The sequence below is a fragment of the Candidatus Chryseopegocella kryptomonas genome (assembly GCF_001536065.1).
In the GTDB taxonomy this organism is placed as follows: domain Bacteria; phylum Bacteroidota; class Ignavibacteria; order Kryptoniales; family Kryptoniaceae; genus Kryptonium; species Kryptonium kryptomonas.
Genome location: NZ_CZVW01000014.1, coordinates 49,955 through 59,862, shown reverse-complemented (window position 1 = coordinate 59,862; position 9,908 = coordinate 49,955). Strand labels below are relative to the sequence as shown.

Below are 9,908 nucleotides of genomic sequence, written 5' to 3'. Positions count from 1 at the left end.
TACCCGCTTGAAGGATTCGTTCAACGATTGTGTTTGCAAGATTTCAATTTTTTTTTCCAATTTTTCTTTGATTTATAATTTGAAATTTTTTTTTTTTTCAAGAACTTTTTGAAATTTTTCATGCGAAAATGATATAACGTACTTTTCTTTTCTTTCGGTCGTTCTCACCCAAGGACCTTGAATTTCATCTTTTTCGGGGTCAAGGTAAGAGATTAAACCCATATGTTGATTTGAGAAAAAATCGTGTTGATGCAAAGCGTTATTTTGAAGATCGTGTGAAAATTGACCCGTGGATTGATTTGATGTTAAAAGACACAAAAAATTTTACAGATGATGACCTTGCTTATGTTTATAAAAACCCGTGGAATTGTTTTAGTGTAAGCGAAGTCGTTATGGATAGATTCCCCGAATATAAAGAGTTGAAATCAAAAGACCCGAAAACTTACACAATTGAAGATATCCGAAAGATAAAATTTTTCTTTTACCTTGCAAATTTTGACCCTGATTTTTTGAATGGTTCTGTCACGCTTCCAAATGGAACAAAAGTTGACTTAACAGACATCGTTGAAAAGAGAAATGGACGATATTATCTCAAAAAAGAAATTACCGAGGAAGATTGCAACAGAATCGTTGCTGAAACTTACAAAATTTTATCTTCAATCGTTCCAGTTCATAAAAAATTGATGTATGATCCCGTCAAAAAAACAGGACAGATTGAAGTTATAACAACGCCGTTTTATCATCCAATTTTGCCTTTGATCTTTGATTCTGACATTGCGAAGGTGTGTCAGCCCCAAGATAAACTCCCGACGAGATTTAATTATCCCGAAGACGCAGACGCACAGGTAAAGAAATCAATTGATTATTATGAAAAAATTTTCGGCAGGAAACCACTTGGGATGTGGCCAGCTGAAGGTTCTGTGTCAGAGCAGGTTATTTCTATCTTTGCGAAAAACAAAATTAAATGGATCGCAACGGATGAAAAAATTCTTTATAGATCAAATTCAAGTGTTAAGGAGTTTTATTATCCATATCGTGTTGATGAAGACACGATCAAGGGGAATAAAAATGAAAATGGTTCGGTGTTAATCGTTTTCCGTGATACAAAGCTTTCAGACGCGATTGGGTTTACTTATCAAAATTATGACCCAGAAACTGCGGCTGATGATTTCATAAAATATGTGTTAAGTTTTGCGCCGGAAGATCCAAATGAGGAGAGATTAATTTCCGTTATCCTTGATGGTGAAAATGCCTGGGAATGGTATAGGAAAGACGAAGATGGTAAGGGCTTTTTAAATGCTCTTTACAGAAAATTGAGCAAATTATATAAAAGTGGTCAAATTGTGACTGTGACTATGAGCGAATGGATTTATGGAAACCCGAAACGAGGCGTTAGACCCCATCCGATAACTCAACATTATGAAATTGAACCGCTCTATCCGGGAAGTTGGATAAACGCAAACTTTGATACTTGGATCGGTGAAGATGAAGAAAATTTAGCGTGGGAATACCTTTTGAAAGTTAGAAATGATTTGAAAAGATTAAATGTCCCCAAGCCACTGGAACTTAACAAAGTCCCCAAATATGGAACGAAAGAATTTTATGAATTTAAAGCGTGGGAATCAATTTATTCAGCCGAGGGAAGTGATTGGTTTTGGTGGTATGGTGGGGATCAAACTGGGCTTGGTGGAGATGAACCTTTTGATCTTGGTTTTAGAACGCATCTGATAAATGTTTATAAGTTTCTGCAAAAAGCAGGCTATAAAGTTGAAATTCCAGATTTTTTGTTTAAATCAATTTTGAAAAAACAATGAAGCACGCTGTCAAAAGTTTTTTCACATTTACATCATTTGTGATTTTTCTTCTTTTATTTTCGTCCTGTTCAAATGAGAATCCGCAAAAAGTTCGCATTGTGATTTGGCATCAAAAACCACCTGGGGAAAGAGAGGTTCTTGAATCCGCTGTCAAAAAATATATGGAACTTCATCCAGAAGTTAAAGTAATTGTGCTTTACAAAGAGACAGAGGAACTTCGTTCAGCTTATATAATTTCTGCCGTTGCTGGCAAAGGACCAGATATCGTTTATGGTCCAAGCGATCAGATAGGTCCATTTGAGATTTTGCAAATAATTAAACCTCTTGAAGAAATTTTTGATTCAACTTTTATTGATCAGTTTGATCCACGTGGCTTGCTTTGGTATAAAGGGCATCTTTATCAAATTGGAGATCAAATTGGGAATCATCTTTTTTTGCTTTACAACAAAAAACTTGTCCCCAAACCGCCGAAGACGATGAGCGAATTAATTGAAATAGGGAAAAAATTAACAAAAGACATTGACGGGGATGGTAAAATAGATCAATATGGGCTCGTCTGGAATTATACTGAGCCATTTTTCTTTATTCCGTTTTTGACTGGTTTTGGTGGATGGGTTATGGATTCGCTTGGGAATCCGACATTAAACACTGAGGCGACGGTTAAAGCTTTAAATTTTGTAAGAGAATTGAGAGATAAATACAAAATTATCCCACGCGAATGCGATTATAACACTGCCGATGCTCTTTTCAAAGAAGGAAGGGCTGGAATGTTGATAAATGGACCGTGGTCAATTGGTGGGTATAAAAAAGCAGGTATTGATTTTGGCATCGCAAGAATTCCAAAAGTAGATGAAACGGGACTTTGGCCTGCTCCAATGGTTGCAATAAAAGGTTATTCAATCAATGTTAATGTTGATGAAGAGAAATTGCCTTATGTAGTTGACTTGTTTAAATATCTTGTGAGCCCCGAAGTTCAACTTGAACACACAAAAGTTCTTGGCACAATTCCAACGCATAAAATTGCACTTGAAAATGAAATTGTAAAAAATGATCCATTGATACAAGCGTCAATTTCGCAAATGGAAGTTGGAAAACCTATGCCCGTTGTCCCGGAGCTGAGAGCCATATGGGATGCTATGAGACCTTATTATCAAGCGGTTCTTGGTGGAACGATGAACGCAGAAAAAGCAGCCGAGGAGATGCAGAAACTTGCACTCAAAAAAATTGAGGAGATGAATGAATAGGAAAAATTTATTCATTCTCGTGTTTCTTCTTCCAGCAATTTTGATTATGTTTGGGGTCATCGTTTATCCGTTTATCTACAACATCATTTTATCGTTTTCAAATATGAGTTTAAGGCATTTTAGGGATTGGAGAATAGTTGGTTTAAGACAATATGTTAAGGTTTTTTCAGAAAACACATTTTATGTTGTCTTTTTAAAAACGCTAATATGGACTTTTGTAAATGTGACTTTTCATGTCGTGATAGGTGTTTTCCTTGCTTTGCTTTTGAATAGAAAATCATTAAAGTTCAAACCTGTTTTCAGAACTCTTTTAATTCTGCCGTGGGCAATTCCGCAGGTGATAACTGCCTTGACATGGCGAAGTATGTTTAATTATGAATACGGGGCGATTAACATTTTCATTGCGAAGTATCTTAATATGTCTCCTGTTGAATGGCTTTTGAGACCTTTTGAAGCTTTTACAGCATGTATAATAACGAATATATGGCTTGGATTTCCATTTATGATGGTCGTTGCTCTCGGTGGATTGCAAAGCATTCCGAATGAACTTTATGAAGCAGCTGATATAGATGGTGCATCAGCGTGGCAAAAATTTAAAAACATAACCGTCCCATTTTTGCGACCTGTTATGGCGCCAGCAATTACGCTTGGGATAATATGGACATTTAACAATTTGAATATCGTCTGGCTTGTTTCAAATGGCGGAGAACCAAGCGATCAAACTCACATACTTGTTTCCTATGTTTACAAAGCAGCGTTCAATCTTTACAGATATGGCTACGCAGCTGCTTTATCCGTTGTGATATTTTTTATCTTGCTTGTCATTGGGATTTACTTTTTGAAGAAAACTCGTGCGGTTGAATCTGTCTATTGAAAAATAATTTTAAATCCAAAAAATGGACAAAAACAGGGCGAAAAAAATTCTCGTTGATGCTTTGATTTATGTTTTTCTGATAGTTTTCACTCTCGTGGTTATTTATCCGATTTTAAATGTTATAAGCATTTCGCTAAGACCTGCGGATAAACTTCTTTCAACATCTTTAAGGATTGTTCCTGAAAATGCGAGTTTAAACTCCTATGTTCAACTTTTCACAAGGACTCCATTTTTAAGATGGCTTTTGAATTCAACTTTGATTTCAGCTGTTGTGATGTTAACAGGTGTGACGCTTGCTTCAACCGCTGGTTATGCTCTTTCAAGGTTTAGATTTTTGGGGAAGAAAGCGGTTATGATCGGAATTCTTATAACGCAGATGTTTCCAGCGACTATGCTTCTTTTACCGCTTTATATTATGCTCATCAAGCTTCATCTTTTAAACAGTTATCTCGGTGTGATAATAATTTACACATCAACTGCGCTTCCATTTTGTGTCTGGCAGATGAAAGGTTATTATGATACAATTCCTGTAAGTTTGGAAGAAGCAGCGATGATTGACGGTTGTAACCAATTTCAGGCATTTTACAAAGTTGTTTTTCCGCTTGCTTTGCCAGCGCTTGTTATAACTGCGTTGTTTTCTTTTATGTCCGCATGGGCTGAATATGTCGTAGCTGCACAAGTTTTGCAAGAACCAGAACTTTACACTCTTGCTATAGGTCTTAAACAATTTGAATCAAGCATGGCTACTGAATGGGGATTGTATGCTGCTGGTTCGTTGATTGTGAGCATTCCAGCGGTCTTGCTTTTCTTGTTCCTCAGCAGATATCTTATATCTGGCTTAACGCTCGGAAGCGTTAAAGGTTAAAACAAAAACTCAAATCGTTATGAAAGTTAAAATTAATGGTCTTGAAATTGATTATAACTTTTATCAGCGTGAATCAACACCAATTGTGGCTTTCGTCCATGGTTTCCCATTTAATCAAAAAATGTGGAATCCACAGGTTGAATTGTTAAAAGACAAATGCTCGGTTTTAACATACGATATTCGTGGTCTCGGAAAAAGTGAAGTTGGAGACGGTCAATATATGTTTGAAAATCTGGTTGATGATTTTATTGAGTTGTTGAGAGTTTTAAAAATTGAGAAAGTCATCGCCTGTGGTCTTTCAATGGGTGGTTATGTTATTTTACGTGCTTATGAAAAACAACCATCGCTTTTTCACTCATTGATATTGTGCGATACAAGAGCTGAAGCGGATGGAAATGAAGCAAAATTAAGAAGAAGTCAAATGCTTCACATCTTAAAATTTCACGGCAAGGAAAAATTTGCAGATGAATTCATCAAAACTGTTCTATCGCCGAAGACATTTGAAAGTAAAAAGGATGTCGTTGATTTTGTGAAAAATATGATTCTTGAAAATGATGAGAAAGGAATTGCGGGGAATTTGATAGCGCTTGCGACAAGAACTGACACAAGCGATGTTTTGAGCAAGATAGATGTTCCAGTTTTAATCATCGTCGGTGAAGACGACGCCTTAACTCCACCTTCGCTTGCTCAATCAATTCAGAGCAAGATAAAAACAAGCGAAATTGCCATAATTCCTGATGCAGGTCATTTGAGCAACATTGAGAATACCGATGCTTTTAACGAGAAAATTTTAAAGTTTTTGGGCAAAATTTGTCAAATTCTTTAATCACCATATCTTTGGCGCATTATCCTCGCAACTTGAACCATGTTTTGAAGCGAAGGTATAACTTCTTCCCAGTTTCTTGTTTTCAATCCACAGTCGGGATTAATCCAGATCAAATTTTTATCAATCAATTTAACTGACCTTTCTGCAATTTCAAGCATTTCTTCAACGCTTGGAATTCTCGGTGAATGTATGTCGTAAACTCCTGGACCAATGCCGTGATCGTAATTAAATTTTTCAAATGCGTCAAGAATTTCACCCTTACTTCTTGATGCCTCTATCAAGATAACATCCGAATCCATCGCATAGATGTATTCAATGATCTCGTTAAATTCGGAATAGCACATGTGAGTTTGAATTTGTGTTTCTGGTTTGACTTTTTCATTTGTCAATTTAAACGCATTCACAGCCCATTCAAGATATTCTTTTTGTTTTGATTTTTTAAGTGGCAATCCTTCTCTAAATGCTGGTTCATCAATTTGAATTATTTTTATCCCCGCTCTCTCAAGGTCAAGGACTTCTTCGCTAAGGGCAAGCGCAATTTGATAGGCGATCTCTTTCTTTGGGATGTCTTTTCTGTAAAATGACCAGTTTAAAATTGTAACGGGTCCTGTGAGCATTCCCTTAACTGGCTTTGAAGTTAGAGATTGAGCGTATGTTATTTCCTTAACTGTCATTGGCTCTGGTCTTGAAACATCTCCGTAAATTATCGGTGGTCTTACGCATCTTGTCCCGTATGATTGAACCCAGCCGTTTTTTGTAAATGCAAAGCCCTTCATTTTTTGTCCGAAAAATTCAACCATATCCGACCTTTCAAATTCGCCGTGAACGAACACATCAAGTCCAAGATTTTCTTGTATCTCTATCGCATTTTTAATTTGATTTTTGATAAAGTTTTCGTAATCATCCTGTGAAATTTTTCCAGATGTAAAGTCAGCTCTTGCTTTTCTTACTTCTTTCGTTTGTGGGAAACTTCCTATCGTTGTTGTCGGAAACTTTGGAAGCCCGAGAAGTGAAATTTGTTTCACATACCTTTCTTTGAAACTTTCTTTCCTGCCGATATTTTTCTCGTCTATTTGTGCTATCTTTTTGCGAACTTCCTCGTCTTTGAATTCATCTCTTAGAGCTTGAAGATTTTGCTTTGGAATAGGCAAACCTTCGTTGAAGATTTTTTTCAATGTTTTAAGCTCGTCAAGGCGTTCGTTTGCAAATGAGAGAAGTTCTATCAATCTTTCATCAAGATGACCTTTCTCAGGTTCAAGCGAGACAGGGAGATGGAAAAGTGGTGAAGAATTTGAGAGAATTAATCTGTCTTCATCAACGAATTTTAAAATCTGATTTACGAAGTCAACCGTTTTCGCAAAGTCAATTTTCCACGGATCACGCCCAGAGACAATTCCTGCTATAAGTTTTTTATCTTTCGGGAAACCATACTTTTTAAGGTTTTCAAAGTTTTCATCATTGATTGTGAAATCAAGCCCAATGCCTTGAACAGGGAGATTAAAGACAATGTTTTCGTAATTTGATAAACTCTCGTAGTAAGTATGGACGAAAATTTCAAGGTTTTTAATTCCGTCTGTTAAGTTTTTATATGCTTCAATCAAAACTTCAACATCACTTTCATCAATATCAAGCACAAGAGCGGGTTCATCAAGTTGAATTGCTTTAACTCCATTTGATTCAAGTTCTTTCAAAATTTGATTGTAAACTTTTGAAACTGAATTCACAAGCTCTTTAAATTTATCACTTTCTCTTGCTTTAACCATATGAACGATGAGCGTTCCTTCCTGCTTTTGTGGGACTTTTCCAAGCCAGATGTAAGTAAATGGTCCGACGAGAACTGGCTTTGTTTCAATGCCGAGTTTTTCTTTTGCGAATTTATATGAATCAAGCGGACGATTTTTTAAAAGCTTAAATTCGTTTTCAAATTCTGGGACAATGTAATGATAATTTGTATCAAACCATTTTGTCATTTCACATGCAATTGCGGTTTTGCTTCCACGAGCCATCGCAAAGTATGTGTCAAGATCGTAACTATTTCCAAATCTTTTCGGTATTACGCCAAGCATTGTTGAAATGTCAAGGATAAAGTCATAGAGTGAAAAATCATTTGAAGGTATATAGTCAAGTTCAGCTTCTTTCAAAGTTTTCAAACGCTGTATCTGGATTTCTTCGGTTTGTTTGAAGAGATCTTCTTTTGAAATTTGCCCAGCCCAATAACTTTCAACAACTTTCTTTAATTCTCTGTTTGGTCCAATTTTTGGATAACCGAAAGCGCTCGTCTTTATTGCCATTCCCTTTGCAATTTTTGTTTTTTAATTTCAATTATACAAAAAAAGTGTGAATTTACAAAACCATCGTCAAAAGAGCCATTCTTATCAAAAGACCGTTTTTTGTCTGTCTGAAATAAACCGCCCGTGGATCTGAATCAACATCTGGTGAAATCTCGTTTAAGCGTGGCAATGGATGCATGATTATTGCTTTCTCTTTCATCTTTGAAATCGTTTCTCTATCAATGAAATAATTTTTAACGGTTTCCTCGTAAATGTCAGCTTTATCCCCAAATCTTTCCCGTTCAATTCTTGTCACATAAATTACATCAACTTCTGATATAATTTTGTTGAGCTCACTTTCAAGCGTGAACCAGACATTGTGCCTTGTCAGGTAATCCTGGATATCTTCCCTAATTTGTAGAAAATCTGGAGCGATAAAATAAAGCATAACTCTTTCAAATTTTCCGAGCAAATATGCAAGCGATCTTACAGTTCTTCCCTGTTCAAGGTCGCCAACAAAAGCAATTTTTAAACCATCAATATAACCGAGTTCTTTATAAATCGTGTAAAGATCAAGAAGTGCCTGAGTTGGATGTTGTCCGCCTTTTCCATCGCCAGCGTTTATTATTGGAACTGATGAGACAAAAGATGCTCTTTTAGCAGCACCAACTTCCGTGTGTCTTAAAACAATGACATCGCAAAAGTTTGATACAACTCTAATTGTATCTTCAAGCGTTTCGCCACCGATGACAGAGGAAAATAAATGTGCTTGCTCCGTTGAAATTACTTTCCCGCCCAATCTATACATTGCGGATTCAAAAGAAAATCTTGTCCTCGTTGATGGCGCATAAAATAAAGAAGCCATAATTTTGTTTTGATAATCAAGCGTTCCACCACGTTCAAGTATTTTTTCCATTTGATCTGCGGTTTGGAAAAGTTCGTGAATTAATGGAAGTGTGAATTGCTGTGCTTCAATTACATGTTGGAGTTTAGCCATCGCTTTGAAAAATTTATTTTGATTTTACAATTTTTGTCCCAGCATTTCCGAAAACAGCATCTTTTAAATTTTCTGGCGATGTTATAATCGCACATTTACCACCGTTTTCAATGAAATCAATCACTGCTTCAATCTTCGGTCCCATACTTCCAGATGGGAAATGTCCTTCTTCATAAAATTTTTTCGCCTCATCAACCGTGATTATGTCAAGTGGTTTTTGATTTGGTTTCTTAAAGTTAAGATAAACTTTGTCTGTGTCTGTTGATATGATAAAATAATCAACTTCAAGATATTTTGCCAGAACCGCTGAAGCACGATCTTTATCAATTACAGCTTCAACGCCGATGTATTCACCATCTTTTTTTATGACTGGAATTCCACCGCCACCAACTGCTATCACAACCATGCCATTTTTTAAACATTCTTTTATGGCTTCTTTTTCAACTATGTCAATTGGCTTTGGAGATGGAACAACTCTTCTATAACCACGTCCTGCGTCTTCAATAATTTCCCAGCCGAGTTTTTTCTTTTTTTCTGCTTCTTCTTGTGTATAAAATGGTCCAACCGGTTTTGTTGGTTTTTTAAAAGCTGGATCATCTTCTCTTACAACAACCTGTGTGACAATAGTTATCACGGGATTTTTGACTCCATTGTTCCAGAGAGCTTTTTGAATTGAATTTTGAAGAATATAACCAATTTCACCCTGCGTTGATGCAACGCATACATCAAGAGGCATTGAATAAACTTGTCCGGATGCAAGTTCTGATCTTATAAGTTGTGCTCCAACTTGCGGACCGTTGCCGTGAGTGATGACGAGATTGAAACCTGCTTTTATTAGTTCCGCTATATAATGTGCTGTCTTTTGAGCGTTTTCAAATTGTTCTTCTATCGTTCCTCTTTGCCCAGCTCTTATGAGAGAGTTTCCTCCAATTGCAAGCAGTGCTGTTTTTTCTGGCATAGAAATTCAAAATTTTTTTGTCAAAAATAAAAATCGGGGGCATTTTTAGCCCCCGCAAAA

Annotated in this window: 8 protein-coding genes; 5 read left to right on the top strand and 3 right to left on the bottom strand. The window is 36.3% G+C overall.

The features are described 5' to 3' along the window. The first annotated feature begins 230 nt into the window (after nucleotides 1-230). From AWW83_RS06910 to AWW83_RS06895, 5 genes are read left to right on the top strand one after another with little or no spacing between them, the layout of a single operon-like run. Nucleotides 231-1,814, top strand: a complete 1,584-nt coding sequence (locus AWW83_RS06910; RefSeq protein ID WP_092350272.1) for a glycoside hydrolase family 57 protein — start codon at nucleotides 231-233, stop codon at nucleotides 1,812-1,814. Further along, nucleotides 1,811-3,058, top strand: coding sequence for an extracellular solute-binding protein (locus AWW83_RS10035; RefSeq protein ID WP_234697269.1), 1,248 nt, complete (start codon nucleotides 1,811-1,813; stop codon nucleotides 3,056-3,058). The genes AWW83_RS06910 and AWW83_RS10035 overlap by 4 nt, the downstream gene beginning before the upstream one ends. Beyond that, nucleotides 3,051-3,932: a carbohydrate ABC transporter permease gene (locus AWW83_RS10030; RefSeq protein ID WP_234697268.1), complete on the top strand. Its 882-nt coding sequence runs from the start codon at nucleotides 3,051-3,053 to the stop codon at nucleotides 3,930-3,932. The genes AWW83_RS10035 and AWW83_RS10030 overlap by 8 nt, the downstream gene beginning before the upstream one ends. Before the next feature lie 22 nt (nucleotides 3,933-3,954). After that, complete coding sequence (locus tag AWW83_RS06900; RefSeq protein WP_092350270.1) at nucleotides 3,955-4,797, top strand: sugar ABC transporter permease; 843 nt, start codon at nucleotides 3,955-3,957, stop codon at nucleotides 4,795-4,797. Nucleotides 4,798-4,816: 19 nt separating this feature from the next. Then, nucleotides 4,817-5,623 (top strand): alpha/beta fold hydrolase, encoded by an 807-nt coding sequence (locus tag AWW83_RS06895; RefSeq protein ID WP_092350268.1) that lies wholly within the window; start codon nucleotides 4,817-4,819, stop codon nucleotides 5,621-5,623. On the opposite strand, the gene metE is transcribed toward AWW83_RS06895, so the two are convergent. Genes metE through arcC form a run of 3 tightly spaced genes read right to left on the bottom strand, consistent with a single transcriptional unit; the run spans nucleotide 5,620 to nucleotide 9,848 of the window. Then, complete coding sequence (gene metE / locus AWW83_RS06890; protein WP_092350266.1) at nucleotides 5,620-7,914, bottom strand: 5-methyltetrahydropteroyltriglutamate--homocysteine S-methyltransferase; 2,295 nt, start codon at nucleotides 7,912-7,914, stop codon at nucleotides 5,620-5,622. The genes AWW83_RS06895 and metE overlap by 4 nt on opposite strands. 52 nt (nucleotides 7,915-7,966) lie before the next feature. Beyond that, nucleotides 7,967-8,890 carry an aspartate carbamoyltransferase gene (gene pyrB, locus AWW83_RS06885; RefSeq protein ID WP_092350264.1) on the bottom strand — a complete coding sequence of 308 codons (924 nt, stop codon included), beginning with the start codon at nucleotides 8,888-8,890 and terminating at the stop codon, nucleotides 7,967-7,969. Nucleotides 8,891-8,903: 13 nt separating this feature from the next. Next, nucleotides 8,904-9,848 (bottom strand): carbamate kinase, encoded by a 945-nt coding sequence (gene arcC, locus AWW83_RS06880; protein ID WP_092350262.1) that lies wholly within the window; start codon nucleotides 9,846-9,848, stop codon nucleotides 8,904-8,906. Nucleotides 9,849-9,908 lie beyond the last annotated feature (60 nt).

Coding starts and splice junctions, on each gene's coding strand:
- AWW83_RS10035 (WP_234697269.1), top strand. CDS start 1,811: ATGAAGCACGCTGTCAAAAGTTTTTTCACATTTACATCATTTGTGATT.
- AWW83_RS10030 (WP_234697268.1), top strand. CDS start 3,051: ATGAATAGGAAAAATTTATTCATTCTCGTGTTTCTTCTTCCAGCAATT.
- AWW83_RS06900 (WP_092350270.1), top strand. CDS start 3,955: ATGGACAAAAACAGGGCGAAAAAAATTCTCGTTGATGCTTTGATTTAT.
- AWW83_RS06895 (WP_092350268.1), top strand. CDS start 4,817: ATGAAAGTTAAAATTAATGGTCTTGAAATTGATTATAACTTTTATCAG.
- metE (WP_092350266.1), bottom strand. CDS start 7,914: ATGGCAATAAAGACGAGCGCTTTCGGTTATCCAAAAATTGGACCAAAC.
- pyrB (WP_092350264.1), bottom strand. CDS start 8,890: ATGGCTAAACTCCAACATGTAATTGAAGCACAGCAATTCACACTTCCA.
- arcC (WP_092350262.1), bottom strand. CDS start 9,848: ATGCCAGAAAAAACAGCACTGCTTGCAATTGGAGGAAACTCTCTCATA.